This window comes from Mesorhizobium sp. LjRoot246 (genome assembly GCF_964254115.1).
In the GTDB taxonomy this organism is placed as follows: Bacteria; Pseudomonadota; Alphaproteobacteria; order Rhizobiales; family Rhizobiaceae; genus Mesorhizobium.
On the sequence record NZ_CAXUSN020000001.1, the window covers coordinates 4,358,679 to 4,372,683 of the forward strand.

Here is a 14,005-nt window from a genome sequence, read left to right on the forward strand (position 1 = left end):
TCGCCGGCTGATCTCAAACGAAGAGGTCAACCTTCTGGAACGTCGTCACGTCGATCAAGCCGACATCCGAAATCCTGAGTTCAGGGATGACGACCAGCGCCAGCAGCGAGTGCTGCATATAGGCGTTGTTCAGCGAACAGCCCATCTTGCGCATCGCCTCGGTGAGCTTCTCCGCCTTGGCCGCGACGATTTCGGCCCGCTCGTCCGACATCAGGCCGGCGATCGGCATTTCGACCAACGCCAGCTCCTTGCCCTTGGAGAACAGCACCACGCCGCCACCGACCTCGCCGAGGCGGTTTACGGCCAGCGCCATGTCCTGCTTGTTGGTGCCGACGCAGATGATGTGGTGGGCGTCATGCGCCACGCTGGACGCCAGGGCGCAGTCGCTCATGTAGCCGAAACCGGAGACGAAGGCATTGGTGACGCCGCCCGTGCCCCGGTGGCGCTCGACCAGCGCGATCTGGCAGACATCGTTGCGGCGATCCATGGCGACCAGCCCGTCCTCGACCGGCAGATCAGCCTCCAGCGCGCGCGTCGGCGCCTGGTTCTCGATGACGCCGATGACACGCACCCGCACCTCGTTGGCGCCCTTGGGGGCCGCGATATCGAAGTCGCCGCCCTTCAGCTTCTTGCCGAGCTTGACGGTGTTCTTCGCCGTCTTTGGGTAATCATAGGCCGGAATATCGATTTCGAGCTTGCCGCCCTTGGCCAGCCTGACGCCGCGTGCATAGACCTCGTCGATGGTCATTGCGGCGAGATCCGAGACGATCAGCAGGTCGGCCAGCCGCCCCGGCGCGATCGAGCCGATCTCGCGTTCCAATTTGAAATGCTGGGCGGTGTTGAGCGTCGCCATCTGGATCGCCGTCACCGGCTTCAACCCCTGTTGGATGGCGTGGCGCACCACGCGGTCCATATGGCCTTCCTGGACCAGCGTGCCGGAATGGCTGTCGTCGGTGCACAGGATGAAGTTGCGCGGATCGATGCCGCTCTCCGTCACCGCCTTGATCTGCGAGGCGACGTCATACCAGGCCGAGCCCAGCCGCAGCATCGCCTTCATGCCCTGGCGCACGCGGGCAATGGCGTCCTCGGCGCGCGTACCCTCGTGGTCATCCTCGGGGCCGCCGGCGACATAGCCGTGGAACGGCAGGCCGAGATCGCGCGAGGCATAGTGACCGCCGACCGTTTTCCCCGCTTTCACCGTCGCGGCAATCTCGCCCGACATCACCGGATCGTTGGCGGCAACGCCTGGGAAATTCATCACCTCGCCCAGGCCGATGATGTTTTCCCAGGTCATCGCCTCGGCGACATCGGCGACCGTCAACTCGGCGCCGGCATGTTCAAGCCCCGGCGCCGAGGGCACGCAGGACGGCATCTGCACATGCACGTTGATGGGCATGGCGACGGCCTCGTCATGCATCAGCCGCACGCCGGCCAAGCCCAGCACATTGGCGATCTCGTGCGGGTCGATGAACATCGAGGTGGTGCCGTGCGGAATGACAGCCCGGCAGAACTCGGTCACCGTCACCATGCCGCTCTCGACATGCATGTGCGCGTCGCAGAGGCCGGGCACCAAATAGCGCCCGCCGGCGTCGACCACCCTGGTGACGCCCTGGCCGATGGCATGGCTGGCATCAGGCCCGCAATAAGCGAAGCGCCCGCCGGCAATGGCGACGTCGGTGCCGGCGACGATCTCGCCCGAATGGACATTCACCCAGCGGCCGTTGCGAATAACGAGATCGGCGGGCTTGCGCCCCATGGCGACATCGACCAGATGTGTCGCCATCTCGGTCCACGGTTTGGGTTTTGCGGGCTTGGCTTTCGTCATTGGCGATTCCTCGGTTGCGGCCAGTGTCGCAAATGTCGGCGGGCGCCGCCAGAGCCGTCGGTCCGACATCAGGGCTCCGAACTCAGGTTAACAAAAGGCCTCGCGGAACCAGTTCGGCGGTGTCGGCAGCTTTTGTCGTAGCTTTCAGAATAGGAATTTTTTCTTGACTCCGTGCCCTCAGCTATGGTACAGTTTTATTCATGGTGCTGATTTGCGCCAGTGACCCGCCGCGCAGGCAGGTTCGTTTAATGCTTCGTCAGTCAATGCGCCGAAGGCTCCGAAGGAACCCGTTAACCCGAGTTCGTGGCCCTGGGTCCGACATCCGGCGCAGGCTGAGCTTGTTGACTGATCCGGCTAAACCGCGATGCCGATCGTGGACCGAGCCGCAAGGGGGAAACATGACCCGTTTTTGGAAAGCCTTCGCCGTCATCTTGTTCTTGTTCGCAGCGTCCACCACTTTTGCCGCCGCGGAGGAACGTTGGCAGACCTTGCCGGAGCCAGCGGCCATGCCCAAGTCTGATCAAAGCGGCTATGCGCCGGTGAACGGCATCCAGATGTACTACGCCGTTTTCGGCGCGGGCGACCCGGTGCTGCTCATCCATGGCGGCCTCGGCCACGCCGACATCTGGGCCAGTCAGGTGGCCACGCTCTCCAAAACGCACAAGGTGATAGTCGCCGACAGCCGTGGTCACGGTCGCTCCACCCGCACCGAGCAGCCCTATGGCTACGACTTGATGGCGTCGGACTATCTGGCGCTGCTCGACTACCTGAAGATCGACAAGACCGCGCTTGTCGGCTGGAGCGATGGCGGCATTATCGGTATCGACATCGCGCTGCATCATCCCGAACGGCTGACAAGGCTCTTTGCGCAAGCCGCCAACGTAACCACCGACGGCCTCGATCCGGGTGTGATGACCAACAAGACCTCTGCCGCCTACATCGACCGCTCCGGCCGCGACTACAAGAAGATGTCGAAGACACCGGACCAGTATGACGCCTTCGTGGCGCAGATGAGCCATATGTGGGAGACTGAGCCGGCGTGGGCCAAGGAACAGCTCGGCAAGATAACCACGCCCACGGCGATCGTTGCCGGCGACCATGACGAGGCGATCAAGCGCGAACACACCGAATACATCGCCTCTGCCATCCCGGGCGCGAAGCTGATCATCCTGCCCAACGCAAGTCATTTCGCCATGCTGCAAGCGCCGGATGAATATAGCCGGGCGGCTCTGGACTTCATCGACGCCAAATAGGGATTCCGTGCGGCAACCGGGGATTGCGATTGCGGCGAATGCGGTTATCCTCTCGGCAAGGAACCTTTCTGAATCGTCATTTCGGGGAGTTCGATGCATCGCCTGATGGTCGCAAGCGCCGGTTTTCTTGCCGCTCTGGCCGTGCCGGCTTTTGCAGCCGACCCAACGGTCGACGTGCCGATGACCGCGCCCGGCTTCGACTGGACTGGCTACTACGCCGGTCTGCAGGCCGGCTATGGCTGGGGCCAATCCGATATATCGGGGACGGAAGGCGCGCCGTTTTCTGCCTCGCCGGACGTTGACGGCGGTTTCGTCGGCGGCCATGTCGCCGGCCTGTGGCAGTTCGACCAGGCGGTGCTCGGCGCCGAGGCAGAGCTCAACTATTCCTCGGTCGACGGCACGACGGAATCGGGCCTGGGAAGCACATTCGGTACCGACATCAAGTGGTTCGGGTCGGTCAACGCCAAGGCCGGCTATGCAGCGGATCGCTTGCTGGTCTACGGTATTGGTGGCGTCGCCTTTGCCGGCATCGAAACATCGCAAGTCGCGGGTCCGGCGTACGACAGCACGCGCACGAATGTCGGCTGGACCGTGGGTGCCGGCGTCGACTACGCGCTGACCGACAAGTTCGTCGTCGGCGCGCAGTATCGCTACTATGATTTCGGCTCCGAACACTATGACGCGCCGGAACCCTTCAACGACCGCGATCAGAAGGTGAAGCTGAATACGGTCGGCATCAATTTGAGCTACAAGTTCTGAGAGAGGCTGCAAGCGAAACGTCAACCGCACGCAGACCTCAGCCGATATCATGCTTCCGAAGAAGCTCCTGCTCATCGCCTGACACCCAACCGAATATTTTTGGCTCTCCGTCCAGGATCTGGACGAGATAGTGGACGTCAAAGTCGATCATGACGTCCGGCCGATCCTTGCGGGCATAGGTTGACGACCAAGCGACATGGGCAACGCAATGGAGCTCGTCTATCGGTGAGATGCCGATATTCCGCACTCGCATCTCCTTCGTGCCGATCGCTCGATAGCGCGCATAACCTTGCTCCATCGTGTGCTTGAGCTGGTCATCGTTTTTCCCGGCCAGCACGCCGGCGGGCGATGCCGCGATGAAGGCCGAGGCATAGACGGATGCGACCTCGTCCATGTCGACATCGCCGGCGAGCGACTTCTTGAAAAGCAGCTCATACCTCTCGAACAGCTTTTTGACCCGCGCTTCCATCGATCCAGACTCGCCACCCATTCGAGGCCTCCAATCCACATTTGTCCCTGAATTTCGAACGGCCGCGGCCCCGAACTCGTTCCCACCAGCAAACCGTCAGGAATGCTCCAGCGCCAGAAGGTGGCTTGACGGCGGACATGGCGGAATTGGTAGATGCAAGGGACTTAAAATCCCTCAGCTACGGTGTGGAAGGAAGGCGGCCGACGCTCCCAGTGGGCGGGGGGATTGGGTTGGGCCTGAGAGGCGCCGGCCTTGGCGGATCAAATCCGCCACGCAAACATCGTAGCAGTGCCAGTGGCGCCGATAATTCCGTGATCGCGCTAGTATCACCAAGCCGCCTGGTCCGTTCGCGCGTTCGGTGAAGTCGACAACACGACTTGACGGCCTCTGTCTGGCGTCTGAAAAGGGCGGGCCTGCGGACGTGGCGGAATTGGTAGACGCAAGGGACTTAAAATCCCTCGATCTCTGATCGTACGGGTTCGATTCCCGTCGTCCGCACCACCCTTCGCTCTTCGAGCTTCGGGCGGCAGGCCACCTGAAGCTCGGTAGACGCCACCTGAAGCTCGTTAGACGAAGGAGTGTCCTCCGAAGCCTTCGGCGAAGGAGGACCAGCGAACGTACCAGAAACGCCGCTTCAGCGCCCGGCCTATCCCAGCCGTCACGGCTCAAGCCCGCATCCCGCCCATCATCCAGCACTTGCCAGATTATACCCGAACAGGTATATTTCCTGCGATGAGTCCGCCGCCACATCCTTACGGCGAAAAGCCGCTGCACTGGGTGGGGTCGTCCAAGCGGGACTTCCTCGCTTTTCCCGATCCGGTGAAAAGCGACATGGGGTATGCGCTCGGGCTGGCTCAGCTGGGCGGCAAGCATCCGCACGCCAAGCCGTGGAAGGGCGAAGGTGCCGGTGTGTTTGAGGTGGTGGAAAGCCACGACGGCGACACCTATCGGGCGGTGTACACTGTGCGCTTCGAGGGTGCGGTGTATGTGCTCCATGCCTTCCAGAAGAAAAGCCCGTCCGGCAAGCGGACCGCGACAACCGATGTCGACCTCATCGGCGAGCGGTTGAAGCGGGCGCGGGAAGACTACGAGAAAAAATGACGAAGCCGGACGAACGGCAGGAGACGAACATGACGAACGATATGGAACACGGGACGGGTAACGTCTTCGCCGATCTGGGCCTACCCGATGCTGTCGACCGGCAGACCAAGACGCGTCTTGCTCTCGCCCTTAACGAGATCGTCAAGGCGCGCAAACTGCGCCAGGTCGCGACAGCGAAGTTACTCGGTATTCCACAATCCAAAGTGTCGGCGCTGGTAAATTATCGCCTGGACGGATTTTCCGTCGAACGGCTCATGGGTTTTCTCACGCTGCTCAATCGCGACGTTGAAATCGTCATCCGCCCCAGCCGCGATGATCGGGAGGGGCATGTTTCGGTTCATGCTCTGCGATAAGTGTCAGAATCCTCGCAACTCGCGGCAGTCACGCGGCCCTAGCGTTGCAGGATCGCATTAGAGCGGAATGAATTGAGGCTGAATCGGCGGGGATTCCCTTAGGCTTGCAAATCTGATTCAACCTGCTGGCTGGATCAGGAGGCCAGCATGGATGGGCAAGCCTTATTCGATGGATCTTCGCGAACGGGTTGTTGCGTCAGTTGAGCGGGATGGCCTGTCGCGGCGGCAGGCGGCAGTGCGCTTTGAGGTTGGGATCAGCACCGTCATCAGATGGGTAAGCCGCTTGCGCGAGACGAGCAGTCTTGCGCCCGGCAAGATGGGTGGGCACAGGCCCAAGAACATTGTCGGAGAGCATCGGGAGTGGCTGTTGCTGCGCTGCCGGGCCGCTGATTTCACGTTGCGTGGCCTTGTGGCCGAACTTGGCGAGCGCGGCTTGAAGGTCGATTATCGCTCGGTGTGGGAGTTCGTCCACGCCGAGAAGCTCAGTCACAAAAAAAGACGCTGATCGCGGCCGAGCAGGATCGCCCCGATGTGGCGCGCCGGCGGGCGCAGTGGACCAAGTATCAGGACCGCATCGATCCTTCCCGCCTGGTGTTCATCGACGAGACCTGGACCAAGACCAACATGGCCCCGCTCAGGGGATGGGCGCCGCGCGGCGAGAGGATCAAAGCCAAGGTGCCGCACGGCCACTGGAAGACCATGACCTTCCTGGCGGCGCTGCGCCACGACCGTGTCGAAGCACCATGGCTGATCGACGGACCGATCAATGGCGAGCGCTTCCAGCTCTATGTCGATGAGGTTCTTGTCCCAACCCTCAAGCCCGGCGACATCGTCATCATGGACAATCTTGGCTCACATAAGGGCAAGGCCGTGCGCCGCGCCATCCGCTCGGCCGGCGCCAGGTTGTTCCTCCTGCCGAAATACTCGCCCGATCTGAACCCTATCGAGAAGCTCTTCGCCAAGCTCAAGCATTGGCTGCGCAAGGCCGCCAAGCGAACAGTTGAGACCGTCTGTGACGCCATCGGCCAAATCCTCGGCACCGTCACTCCAACCGAATGCAGAAATTACTTCACAGAGGCAGGCTATGCCCAACCTAAATTCATCCCGCTCTAGCAGTCGGACTTTGGGATAGTGGGGACACAGCCTTCGCCTGAACAAGCTGTCGAGAAGCGCGGAATGTCGATGCCGGGTAATTCGCCCCACAGCGCGTTAATTCGGGTCGCCGGACCTTGAGCCCCCGTGGCCTCCGCCGCCGGTGTTGTCCGATCCGCCGTGGCTGACGGACTGACTTCGCCCGAATGTGAAGCCATTGGGGGAGCGGCCGACGTGAACGTGGTTCTTGTCGCCCGATCCTTTGCCGGGACGTGTTCCACCTGATTTCGCTACCGCCTCAGAGTTCAAACTGGTGCCGAGCAGTAGTGTTATAGCCGGCGGTGTCACGGCCGCGAAGCGGCCGGCCTTCTTCAGAAAGTCACGGCGCGCTTTGGCTTCCGGAACCTGCTTATTGTACCTTGTGCTTTCAGTTGCCATCTCAGGAATCCTTTGAGCAAGCTATTCCTAGTCTTTCACTGCAGGAAATGACATTGCTCCAAAAGGCTTAGACTGCTGGCAGGGAACGGGCGGCAACCATTCGCGAACCGCGCATTCTGAAAAAAACTGCCGACCTAATCCCCAAACTCATCCCGCCGTCGGCGGCTATTTCGTCTAGTTCTCCGCATGGCTAAAAACGACGGTGCCGTTTTCCTTGCGAATTTCAACAGACACGATTCCATCGTCGCCCTTCCGGGTCTGAAACATGGAGATTGCATGATCCTTCGCCGTTTTCTCCGCGTCGAACATTTCCTTGTCGACGATGCCCTGTCGTCCATACCAGATGACAGTAAAGGCCATATTCGCTCGTCCCTTCGCGGCAGCCACCAAGGGCAATGGTATGGCGGTTGGGACGGAAAGTCACACAATGAAACCAAGCGGCGTTGACGCCGATTGCCGGTGACTTGCCGAACCGCCTTTAACAGCACCCTCATGCAGGACGCGCGTCTGCCTGTAGTGGTCGCAATGTTGAACGGCTTGATGATGCTTAGGTGCAGCGCTTCGGCTGCCTCCAGAAAGCGCGCGATTTCAGCCTGCGATAACCTTGATCAACGGCCCGCGATGGCCGGTGACATAGGCGGATGCATCAAGAGTGGCACGGCTCTTGCTTCCCCAGCTTCAGGCATGCCGGGCGCAAAGACGCTGTTCCATATCGACACCGGCATGTGAGGTTGGGACAATGATGTCGCGCAAGCTTCTGTTTGGCCTTCCCGCGGTGTTCCTGGTCACGGCCTTGGGGGTAGCCCTCTTGTCGTCCGAGACCTCATGGGGATTTCTAACCGCGAACCAATCGGGTTCGGTCTTTTGTTCAAGCGGACGCGACACCGTATCGGCGTCGGCCTCGCGGACTTTGCCGTCATGTGGATAGCACAGACAAAATTCGGAAATGAACAGTCTCCGGCCTCTTACAGAGATTGGGTCCTGGAAGGTTGGGCCTTGATCACTCGGTTGGCATCCGCCTTTCGCGAATTCATTGCCCCACGCTACCGGCCAGAACTCCACTATATGCGCGGCCCGGGGCCGGCCTGTGCGCGCCGCGAGAGCGCAGGCCGATCTCTTGCAGTGAGACCGATCATGTCGCCGCGGCGCGCCAGAAAACCGTCGCGGCTCAAGTAGCGATCGGATTCAGCTTCAAATGCTGGATCAGAATAATGGTCTTGGCGTCGATGATGCGGCCGTCGGCGATGCCGGCCAACGCCTCGTCAAGCGGCATTTCCAGCACCTCGATGTCCTCGCCTTCTTCCGGCGCGCCGCCGCCGGCCGAGATGCGGTCTGCGGGCGAATAGCGGGCGATGAAGAACCAGAGCCGTTCGGTGACGCTGCCCGGGCTCATATAGGGCGAAAACAGCCGCTCGATGTTCTGCAGCCGGTAGCCGAGTTCTTCCTCCGCTTCCTTGCGGATGGCGGTTTCCGGATCGTTTTCGTCCAACAGGCCGGCACAGGCCTCGATCAGCGGCTCGCGGTGGCCGGTGACGTAGGCGGGATAGCGGAACTGGCGCACCAGGAGCACGGTCGAACGGGCGGGATCGTAAGGCAGGATCACCGCGCCGTCGCCGCGATCGTAGGTCTGGCGAATTTGCGTCTCCCATTGCCCGTCGCGCCGGCGGTAGTCGAGGACGGTCTTCTTCAGGACGGCCCAGTCGTCGGAGAGGATTTCCTCGGAACGGATGCGAACGCGATCTTCCATCATGGTCTCCATGCCAAGGCGCGTCGCGACGCGCTTTGAACTCTTGTTTTGTGCATGTCGTTCTCCCGGGCCACTTCTGGGCGACATGCATTGTCGGGCCGAGGCGTAGCCGCGAACCGGCGTTTCGGCAATGCCATCAGTGATTGGTCCAGAAGCCGTTTCACCGCCTCGTGTCTGGCGCAGGCGCAATCGGCTGCCTAAATAGCTGCTAACCCTTCCCCGGAGTTTCCCATGACAGCGTCGCTTTTCCAGCCGATCACCCTCGACGGCCTCACCTTCCCCAACCGCATCGCCGTCGCGCCGATGTGCCAGTACTCGGCCGAAGACGGCTCGGCCAGCGACTGGCACCTGTATCACTGGATGAACCTCGCAATGTCCGGCGCCGGCATGGTCACGGTCGAGATGACCGATGTCGAGCGGCGCGGGCGTATCACGCATGGCTGCCTCGGCCTCTATTCCGAAGACAATGAGGCCGCCGCCCGCCGGGCGCTGGATGCGGCAAGACGCGTCGCCGCTCCCGGCACCAAGTTCGGCTCGCAGCTTGCCCATGCCGGCCGCAAGGCCTCGAACCGCAAGCCGTGGGAGGGCGGCGGGCCGCTGCAGCCGACTGAGGATCCTTGGCAGACCGTATCGGCCTCGGCCATCGCCTACGACACCGGCTGGAACGTGCCGCGCGCGCTGGAGGAAGAGGAGATCCTGCAACTCATCGAGCGCTTCGCCGAGGCGGCAAGACGGGCCGAACGCGCCGGCTTCGATTTCCTCGAACTGCACGCCGCGCACGGCTATCTGATCTTCCAGTTCCTGTCGCCCCTGTCCAACCAGCGCACGGACCGCTGGGGCGGCTCGCTGGAAAACCGCATGCGTCTTGTCGTCGAGATCGCCAAGGCGGTGCGGAAGGCAACGCCAAAGCTGATGCTCGGCGCCCGGCTGTCGGTGACCGACTGGGTCGATGGCGGCTTCGATGTCGAGGAGGCGATCGAAGTGGCGAAAGCGCTCAAGGAGGTCGGCGTCGCCTATCTCTGCTGCTCGAGCGGCGGCAATTCGCCGTTGCAGAAATTGCCCGCCGGCCCCGGCTACCAGGTGCATCTGGCGGAAGCCGTGCGCAAGGGCGCCGATATCCCGACCCGCGCGGTCGGCCTGATCGACGATCCGAAGCAGGCGGAAGCGATCGTCGCCGAGGGCCGCGCCGACATGGTGGCGCTGGCGCGCGCCTTCCTGGCCGACCCGCGCTGGGGATGGCGTGCTGCGGCGACATTCAGCGAGACAATCCATCCGGCGCCGCAGCTTGCCCGCTCGGTGACCACGATGCAGCACTGGATGAAGGCGGCGGGCTGACCGGCCCGTCTCGCTGATACCGACGCTCTCGCTCTGGACAGCTTCCCACAGCCTCGCTTCAATTCCTTCCGCAACCTGTTACGTTGGGTGAGGCTGCGGCGGGCGCGGCCAGGCTTGGGAGGAAATCATGTCGTTGAGGGCATTTTTGCCGGTTGCAGCGCTGACCGTTGTGGCCGGACTTTGGATCGGCGCATCGACGCCTGCCGGCGCGCAATATTGCGAGGGGACGGTGCACGGCCTGTCCGGTCGCTACAATCTGGCGACAGGCAGCGGCTTTCTTGCCGTGCGGACGCGGCCGAATTCATCGTCGCGGATGATCGGCCAGTTGTTCAATGGCGATCATACCGAGATCTTCGACCGGCGCGGCAACTGGTATCAGGTCGAAATCGGCGGCGGGACCGGCTGGGCAAACGCCCGCTGGCTGCGCAACGATTGCGGCTACTGAGAGGCTGTTTCGAAAGCCGCTCCCAGTCGGATATCCGCCTCCAGGCAAGCTCTGAGACGTTTGGGCGCAGGCTGACGGCCATGGTTGCAACCAAATTGGCTGCTTTGCGTTGCGGCCATGATGGACAACAAACCTTTTGAAGTGCCGGTCGTCGTCGAACTTGGCCACGTCGGCAAATATCGCTATATCCGCAGTGCCCAGGAGGCGGCGGAGTGCCTGATGACCGTGTGGCCGCTCAATCGCGGTCCGCGCCATCGTGATGCCCTCGACACTTGCCTCAAAGTGCTGGAAGGTTATCGTTCGACAGCGGATGCGCGCCGGGCGCTGATTGAAGCCGCCAAGGAATCGGAAGTGCTGGTGCCCGACGACAAATTGCACGACGACCGGCTGCATTGAGCAGACGGACCTTTCAACTGGAGGTTTTCATGGCGAAGCTGACTTACAAGATCGTCGAGCATGACGGCGGCTGGGCCTACAAGGTCGGAGCGACCTTTTCCGAGACTTTTCCCACGCATCAGGACGCTCTGCGTGCCGCCGAAATCGCTTCGGCCGAGCAGCAGATCGCCGGCGCCACGGACGGCATCCAATACGAGGACGCGGAAGGTAAATGGCACGAGGAACTGGCCGACGGCCGGGACCGGCCGCAGACAGAAGTCTCCGACTAATTCTCGTATCGCGATTTGATATTGAGCAGGAGCACTGGTCCGGCAGAGCGCCGACCGCAGCCGTCCGGAGAGAGGACGCGCCAGCGGCCAGCAGCTGCCCCTCGGACTAGCCCTTGAACATGGCTTTCCAGAAAATCGGTGTCCGCTTTTCGGAAATCATGTTCTGACTATTTGCCGCAATAGTTATCGTTGACGTTTTGTCCGGAGTTGGCGTCGGGACCTGGCGTGTTGTGGGCGCATGGCCCAATCCCGCCGGTATTGCCCTGGACGTTCAGCCCGGACCCGTCTCTGATGCTTCCGGTGGTGTATGGGTCGACAGTTGTTTGTGTTTGGTCGTTGTTACCGAACAGCCACCAGTGATGATTGTTGGAATATCTGTCGTCCATCGACTGGGCCATCGCCGATGTGGCGAGACCAATCGTCAGGACGGATGCTGCGAGAAGTTTTGTGTGCATTTGAATTACTCCATAGCTTCATATCTCGTCGTCTTGGGAGCGACACGGGTAAAACCCGGCAATCAGCCGAATGGTTCCTTGAAATTCTCGTGAGGCCGCGGTGAAGTCAGCTTGCAAAAGCCCGGCTGGCGATGCGCTCGATGAATGCGGCGATGCGCTCCGGCGCGACGAAATGCGGCATGTGCCCCATTCCCTCGACCAATTCGAAATCGAGCCCCTCGATCCTTGACGTCATCGGCGCACCCTGGGTGTGAAAGCTGGTCACGCGATCGGCCTCACCAAAAAGAATGCCGACAGGCATGGCGATCTCGCCATAGCGAGCTCCGATGCGGCCAAGATCGCGCTCGATCGCCACGACATCGCATGACATGGCATAGAAATGGGCTGGCCTGAGCCCGAGCCACCCGCCTCCCGCGACCATATAGTCGGCGGGCAGCATCTGCGGCGCGAAAATATATTCCATTGTCTGCCGCGCGTATCGGAGACTTGTCGGTACCGCCAGGGTGTAGCTCATGATCCTGCGCCACAGACGTGACGGGTGAAAGAGCGCGCCCAGCTTTTCGCGCGCGCCGGCTTCGATGTGGGTCAATGGCGACAACAGCGCGATGCCGGAAATCGCCTCGGGGTGTTCCACGGCCAGCGCAAGGGCAATGGCGCCGCCCAGGGAATGACCAACCACCAGCGGCCTTTCCAACCCCAGCGCTTCGATAAAGCGTCGCACGATCTCGGCCTGTTCGGGCAGCTGGCCGGTGGCGCCGCTCGCCCGCTTCGAATAGCCCGCCCCAGGGCGATCGAGCGCGATCAAGCGGTAGCCCGGACCGAATTGTCCAAACAGAGTGTGCCGGAAATGATGCAGCTGGGCACCAAGCCCGTGCACGAAGACAATCGGCCGGCCCTCGCCCCGATCGACATAGTGGATGCGATTGCCGTCGATCTCGATGAACTTTCCGATTGGCGGCACCAGCCTTTCGGCCTTGGCCGCTATCCACAGCGTCGCCAGCACCAGACTGGCGACAACGAGGACCGCCAGCAACAACAGGACGACCAGCAGCCACGACAGAATCGACAGGAGCATTGTTCACCCGGACCAGAACCGGCATGAGCTTAGCTGCCTCCAATCCAGGTGCAACCTTCCGTCGAACGTCCCTGATGCGGCAGATCGTTCACCGTCGGGTGGCATTGCGGCAACCGCCGCGCCGCGCTATCTCAGGCCACTCGCCTTCTCGGGCCACTCGCCTTGCCGGAGCTTTCCATGCCTGAAATCGTAACCGCCGCCATGCTCGTCATCGGCGATGAGATCCTGTCCGGCCGCACCAAGGACAAGAACATCGGCCATCTCGCCGACATCATGACGGCGATCGGCATCGACCTGAAGGAAGTGCGCATCGTCCCGGACGAGGAAGACGAGATCATTGCCGCGGTGAATGCCGTGCGCGCCCGCTACACCTATGTGTTCACCACCGGCGGCATTGGCCCGACGCATGACGACATCACGGCCGATTCCATTTCCAAGGCTTTTGGCGTGCCTTGCGAATACGATGCCAAGGCCTACGCGATGCTGGAGGCGAGCTATGCCGCACGCGGCATCGAATATACACAGGCCCGCAAGCGCATGGCGCGGATGCCGCGCGGCGCCGACCTCATCGACAATCCGGTGTCGGTTGCGCCCGGCTTCCGCATCGGCAACGTCCATGTCATGGCCGGCGTGCCGTCGATTTTCCAGGCCATGCTCGACAACGTCGTGCCGACGCTGAAGGCCGGCACCAAAATGCTGTCGGCGACCGTGCCCTGCCCGTTCGGCGAAGGCCTTATCGGCGGGCCGCTAGGCGACATCCAGAAAGCGCATCCGGACACGATCATCGGCTCCTACCCGAAATATGGCGACGGCAAGTTCTGGACCGAACTGGTCGTGCGCGCCCGCAGCCAGGAGGCCCTGGACGCCGCGCGCGCCGATGTCGAAGCCATGGTGGCCGGGTTCGCCAGCAATCCCGGCTGATCTGGTCCGGACCGGAACCAAGCACGACGCTGCAACGTTTCCTCGGTACGAGTTTCGTGCTCGTAAACCGAG

17 protein-coding genes and 1 tRNA gene are annotated in these 14,005 nt (G+C 61.9%); 11 read left to right on the forward strand and 7 right to left on the reverse strand.

Annotated features, from left to right (window positions below; all coding sequences use genetic code 11):
* Positions 1–13 precede the first annotated feature (13 nt).
* Positions 14–1,825: an adenine deaminase gene (gene ade / locus ACSQ3L_RS21305; protein ID WP_436161706.1), complete on the reverse strand. Its 1,812-nt coding sequence runs from the start codon at positions 1,823–1,825 to the stop codon at positions 14–16.
* 398 nt (positions 1,826–2,223) lie between these two features.
* On the opposite strand from ade, the gene ACSQ3L_RS21310 reads away from it, so the two are divergent.
* Together ACSQ3L_RS21310 and ACSQ3L_RS21315 are read left to right on the forward strand one after the other, a co-directional pair.
* A complete protein-coding gene (locus ACSQ3L_RS21310; protein ID WP_436161707.1) occupies positions 2,224–3,078 on the forward strand; it encodes an alpha/beta fold hydrolase in 855 nt (284 codons plus the stop codon).
* A gap of 93 nt (positions 3,079–3,171) precedes the next feature.
* Positions 3,172–3,837 (forward strand): outer membrane protein, encoded by a 666-nt coding sequence (locus ACSQ3L_RS21315; RefSeq protein WP_436161708.1) that lies wholly within the window; start codon positions 3,172–3,174, stop codon positions 3,835–3,837.
* Between the two features lie 37 nt (positions 3,838–3,874).
* On the opposite strand, the gene ACSQ3L_RS21320 is transcribed toward ACSQ3L_RS21315, so the two are convergent.
* On the reverse strand, positions 3,875–4,306 hold the full coding sequence (locus ACSQ3L_RS21320; protein WP_436163497.1) for a nuclear transport factor 2 family protein: 432 nt from the start codon (positions 4,304–4,306) through the stop codon (positions 3,875–3,877).
* Positions 4,307–4,721: 415 nt separating this feature from the next.
* Between ACSQ3L_RS21320 and ACSQ3L_RS21325 the strand changes: the two genes are divergently transcribed.
* The 4 genes from ACSQ3L_RS21325 to ACSQ3L_RS21340 all read left to right on the forward strand — a co-directional run bounded on the left by ACSQ3L_RS21325 (position 4,722) and on the right by ACSQ3L_RS21340 (position 6,873).
* A tRNA-Leu gene (locus tag ACSQ3L_RS21325) sits at positions 4,722–4,807 on the forward strand.
* A gap of 231 nt (positions 4,808–5,038) precedes the next feature.
* The gene (locus tag ACSQ3L_RS21330; RefSeq protein ID WP_436161709.1) at positions 5,039–5,407 is read left to right on the forward strand and encodes a type II toxin-antitoxin system RelE/ParE family toxin; all 369 of its coding nucleotides are present in this window, start codon (positions 5,039–5,041) and stop codon (positions 5,405–5,407) included.
* The gene (locus tag ACSQ3L_RS21335; RefSeq protein WP_436161710.1) at positions 5,404–5,760 is read left to right on the forward strand and encodes a helix-turn-helix domain-containing protein; all 357 of its coding nucleotides are present in this window, start codon (positions 5,404–5,406) and stop codon (positions 5,758–5,760) included. The genes ACSQ3L_RS21330 and ACSQ3L_RS21335 overlap by 4 nt, the downstream gene beginning before the upstream one ends.
* A gap of 151 nt (positions 5,761–5,911) precedes the next feature.
* Positions 5,912–6,873 (forward strand): IS630 family transposase gene (locus ACSQ3L_RS21340; RefSeq protein WP_436160203.1). Its coding sequence is split into 2 segments (ribosomal slippage): positions 5,912–6,250 and positions 6,253–6,873, totalling 960 coding nucleotides; the frame shifts between segments, so codons are not numbered across the junction.
* Positions 6,874–6,969: 96 nt separating this feature from the next.
* Here the strand turns inward: ACSQ3L_RS21340 and ACSQ3L_RS21345 are convergent.
* From ACSQ3L_RS21345 to ACSQ3L_RS21355, 3 genes are all read right to left on the reverse strand, one after another.
* Positions 6,970–7,290 (reverse strand): hypothetical protein, encoded by a 321-nt coding sequence (locus ACSQ3L_RS21345; RefSeq protein WP_436161711.1) that lies wholly within the window; start codon positions 7,288–7,290, stop codon positions 6,970–6,972.
* 174 nt (positions 7,291–7,464) lie between these two features.
* On the reverse strand, positions 7,465–7,650 hold the full coding sequence (locus tag ACSQ3L_RS21350; RefSeq protein WP_436161712.1) for a hypothetical protein: 186 nt from the start codon (positions 7,648–7,650) through the stop codon (positions 7,465–7,467).
* Positions 7,651–8,458: 808 nt separating this feature from the next.
* Positions 8,459–9,037: an NUDIX domain-containing protein gene (locus ACSQ3L_RS21355; protein ID WP_436161713.1), complete on the reverse strand. Its 579-nt coding sequence runs from the start codon at positions 9,035–9,037 to the stop codon at positions 8,459–8,461.
* Between the two features lie 231 nt (positions 9,038–9,268).
* Between ACSQ3L_RS21355 and ACSQ3L_RS21360 the strand changes: the two genes are divergently transcribed.
* From ACSQ3L_RS21360 to ACSQ3L_RS21375, 4 genes are all read left to right on the forward strand, one after another.
* Positions 9,269–10,372 (forward strand): NADH:flavin oxidoreductase/NADH oxidase, encoded by a 1,104-nt coding sequence (locus tag ACSQ3L_RS21360; protein WP_436161714.1) that lies wholly within the window; start codon positions 9,269–9,271, stop codon positions 10,370–10,372.
* A 127-nt stretch (positions 10,373–10,499) separates the two neighbouring features.
* Positions 10,500–10,817, forward strand: coding sequence for an SH3 domain-containing protein (locus ACSQ3L_RS21365; protein ID WP_436161715.1), 318 nt, complete (start codon positions 10,500–10,502; stop codon positions 10,815–10,817).
* 117 nt (positions 10,818–10,934) lie between these two features.
* The gene (locus tag ACSQ3L_RS21370) at positions 10,935–11,213 is read left to right on the forward strand and encodes a DUF982 domain-containing protein (protein WP_436161716.1); all 279 of its coding nucleotides are present in this window, start codon (positions 10,935–10,937) and stop codon (positions 11,211–11,213) included.
* A gap of 29 nt (positions 11,214–11,242) precedes the next feature.
* Positions 11,243–11,482, forward strand: coding sequence for a DUF2188 domain-containing protein (locus tag ACSQ3L_RS21375; protein WP_127379808.1), 240 nt, complete (start codon positions 11,243–11,245; stop codon positions 11,480–11,482).
* Positions 11,483–11,649: 167 nt separating this feature from the next.
* Here ACSQ3L_RS21375 and ACSQ3L_RS21380 read toward each other — a convergent pair whose 3' ends face one another.
* Both ACSQ3L_RS21380 and ACSQ3L_RS21385 read right to left on the reverse strand, forming a co-directional pair.
* A complete protein-coding gene (locus ACSQ3L_RS21380) occupies positions 11,650–11,937 on the reverse strand; it encodes a hypothetical protein (RefSeq protein ID WP_436161717.1) in 288 nt (95 codons plus the stop codon).
* A 106-nt stretch (positions 11,938–12,043) separates the two neighbouring features.
* Positions 12,044–13,012 (reverse strand): alpha/beta fold hydrolase, encoded by a 969-nt coding sequence (locus tag ACSQ3L_RS21385; protein WP_436161718.1) that lies wholly within the window; start codon positions 13,010–13,012, stop codon positions 12,044–12,046.
* A gap of 177 nt (positions 13,013–13,189) precedes the next feature.
* On the opposite strand from ACSQ3L_RS21385, the gene ACSQ3L_RS21390 reads away from it, so the two are divergent.
* A complete protein-coding gene (locus tag ACSQ3L_RS21390; RefSeq protein ID WP_436161719.1) occupies positions 13,190–13,933 on the forward strand; it encodes a competence/damage-inducible protein A in 744 nt (247 codons plus the stop codon).
* The last annotated feature ends 72 nt before the right edge of the window (positions 13,934–14,005 follow it).

What these genes read in the sequence shown, in the direction of transcription:
- ade (WP_436161706.1), bottom strand. Translation starts at nt 1,825, where the DNA reads ATGACGAAAGCCAAGCCCGCAAAACCCAAACCGTGGACCGAGATGGCG.
- ACSQ3L_RS21310 (WP_436161707.1), top strand. Translation starts at nt 2,224, where the DNA reads ATGACCCGTTTTTGGAAAGCCTTCGCCGTCATCTTGTTCTTGTTCGCA.
- ACSQ3L_RS21315 (WP_436161708.1), top strand. Translation starts at nt 3,172, where the DNA reads ATGCATCGCCTGATGGTCGCAAGCGCCGGTTTTCTTGCCGCTCTGGCC.
- ACSQ3L_RS21320 (WP_436163497.1), bottom strand. Translation starts at nt 4,306, where the DNA reads ATGGAAGCGCGGGTCAAAAAGCTGTTCGAGAGGTATGAGCTGCTTTTC.
- ACSQ3L_RS21330 (WP_436161709.1), top strand. Translation starts at nt 5,039, where the DNA reads ATGAGTCCGCCGCCACATCCTTACGGCGAAAAGCCGCTGCACTGGGTG.
- ACSQ3L_RS21335 (WP_436161710.1), top strand. Translation starts at nt 5,404, where the DNA reads ATGACGAAGCCGGACGAACGGCAGGAGACGAACATGACGAACGATATG.
- ACSQ3L_RS21345 (WP_436161711.1), bottom strand. Translation starts at nt 7,290, where the DNA reads ATGGCAACTGAAAGCACAAGGTACAATAAGCAGGTTCCGGAAGCCAAA.
- ACSQ3L_RS21350 (WP_436161712.1), bottom strand. Translation starts at nt 7,650, where the DNA reads ATGGCCTTTACTGTCATCTGGTATGGACGACAGGGCATCGTCGACAAG.
- ACSQ3L_RS21355 (WP_436161713.1), bottom strand. Translation starts at nt 9,037, where the DNA reads ATGGAAGATCGCGTTCGCATCCGTTCCGAGGAAATCCTCTCCGACGAC.
- ACSQ3L_RS21360 (WP_436161714.1), top strand. Translation starts at nt 9,269, where the DNA reads ATGACAGCGTCGCTTTTCCAGCCGATCACCCTCGACGGCCTCACCTTC.
- ACSQ3L_RS21365 (WP_436161715.1), top strand. Translation starts at nt 10,500, where the DNA reads ATGTCGTTGAGGGCATTTTTGCCGGTTGCAGCGCTGACCGTTGTGGCC.
- ACSQ3L_RS21370 (WP_436161716.1), top strand. Translation starts at nt 10,935, where the DNA reads ATGATGGACAACAAACCTTTTGAAGTGCCGGTCGTCGTCGAACTTGGC.
- ACSQ3L_RS21375 (WP_127379808.1), top strand. Translation starts at nt 11,243, where the DNA reads ATGGCGAAGCTGACTTACAAGATCGTCGAGCATGACGGCGGCTGGGCC.
- ACSQ3L_RS21380 (WP_436161717.1), bottom strand. Translation starts at nt 11,937, where the DNA reads ATGCACACAAAACTTCTCGCAGCATCCGTCCTGACGATTGGTCTCGCC.
- ACSQ3L_RS21385 (WP_436161718.1), bottom strand. Translation starts at nt 13,012, where the DNA reads ATGCTCCTGTCGATTCTGTCGTGGCTGCTGGTCGTCCTGTTGTTGCTG.
- ACSQ3L_RS21390 (WP_436161719.1), top strand. Translation starts at nt 13,190, where the DNA reads ATGCCTGAAATCGTAACCGCCGCCATGCTCGTCATCGGCGATGAGATC.